Raw genomic sequence first — 1,533 nt, forward strand, 5'->3', positions numbered from 1 at the left:
TGACGACTTCTTCAGGTGTCAAGATGGGTAAGACGGCTGCCGGAGCTGTGTGGCTCAACGAAGATCGCCTTTCGCCATACGATTACTGGCAATTCTGGCGTAACACGGAAGACGCTGATGTCGTTCGGTTCCTGAAGCTTTTCACCGATCTGCCGATGGACGAGATCGAGCGATTTGGACAGGCTGAAGGAACCGAGCTAAACGCCGTCAAAGAACGTCTGGCCAACGAAGCTACGGCCCTGGCACATGGAACTAACGCCGCCAAACAGGCGGAGGCCACGGCTAGCCAAGCATTTGGGCAGGGCGAAGCCGCAGAGGGGCTACCGACGCTTCATCTAAATGACGCCGAGGGCTTGGCCGGAGTAGCCCTTGTGGATTTGCTGGTACGCGCCGGATTGACCTCCTCCAAAGGGGAAGCGCGAAGGGCGATCTCGGGACGAGGTGTGCGGATCAACGGCAACGTCGTCGAGATTGATACAATGATATCGTCCCAAGACCTCCCGATCCGGCTTTCGCTCGGCCGGAAGCGCCACACTGTTGTAAAGTAGGGTTTCAGCAAGATGCTGTCGCAGAAATTCTGCCCGCTTAGCGGATATTGCAGACATTCGCGTCGAGTTCCCTGAGGAATGTCGAGAGACATTCCTCAGGGGGTAGTTAAGGCCGGGCAAAGGCAGCAAACTGGCCGGGTGGGTGATTGGCTACTATATTGCGTGATGCATTAACATGTAGGAGGTCGAGCAGCATTGTCACGCTTCCATGCGGCAATGGGCGGGCCGTTTCCTTTGATGTGATCGGCATTGACGGCGACCGCACACAAGGTGTCCACCTATTTTGGTGACGCCTCATGCATCAGAGCACTCAACAGTAAAAGGTGCGGGGAAATTCGCGCTTACTAGAGCACGTCCTGCCATCGATGAATCGATTGTGAAGTGACGTCCGCGTTGTGTGCTGATTCAACATTCATCTCGACGGAGGTGGATAATGGGAAAAGCACTGAGTGGCGATCTGCGGTGGCGTGTGTTGAAGGCTTCGGACGAAGGTATGTCGGCGCGCCAAGCCGCGGCGCGGTTTGGTGTGGGTATATCAAGTGCGATCCGCTGGATTGCTCGGGCGAAGATCGGCGAGACTGGGCCGCGGCCGCAGGGTCGCCGCCGCGCGTCCAGCCTCGATGCGCATGACGCCTTCATCGTCGGGCTGATCGAGGAGCGCAAGGACATCACGCTGAACGAGATGGTGGCGCGGCTGGAGGTCGAGCAGTCGGTTCGGATCAGCCGCAGCGCCTTGAGCGCCTGGCTCGGCCGGCACGGCTGGACATTCAAAAAAAGTCCGCGCACGCACTGGAGCAGGACCGCGCCGACGTCCTGAAGCGGCGCCGGGACTGGTTCGACGGCCAGCTCGATCTCGATCCGGCGAAGCTGGTGTTCATCGACGAGAGTGTGCTGCAGAGGCACGGAAGGAGTTCAGTATGAGCTAACCCCGTAACGTGAAGCTGCGTGAATGATGGAGGACGGCCCTCCGGGATCGGCTTTCAGG

1 protein-coding gene and 1 pseudogene are annotated in these 1,533 nt (G+C 58.7%); both read left to right on the forward strand.

Annotated elements, in window-relative coordinates; genetic code table 11:
- Positions 1-548, forward strand: a 548-nt coding sequence (tyrS, locus tag NKI47_RS34820; protein WP_352596344.1) for a tyrosine--tRNA ligase, incomplete at its 5' end; no start/stop codon positions are given.
- 433 nt (positions 549-981) lie between these two features.
- Positions 982-1,442, forward strand: a pseudogene (locus NKI47_RS34825) (helix-turn-helix domain-containing protein); the annotation flags it as partial.
- Between the last annotated feature and the right edge of the window lie 91 nt (positions 1,443-1,533).

The organism is Mesorhizobium sp. M0633 (assembly GCF_040320645.1).
Lineage (GTDB): Bacteria > Pseudomonadota > Alphaproteobacteria > Rhizobiales > Rhizobiaceae > Mesorhizobium.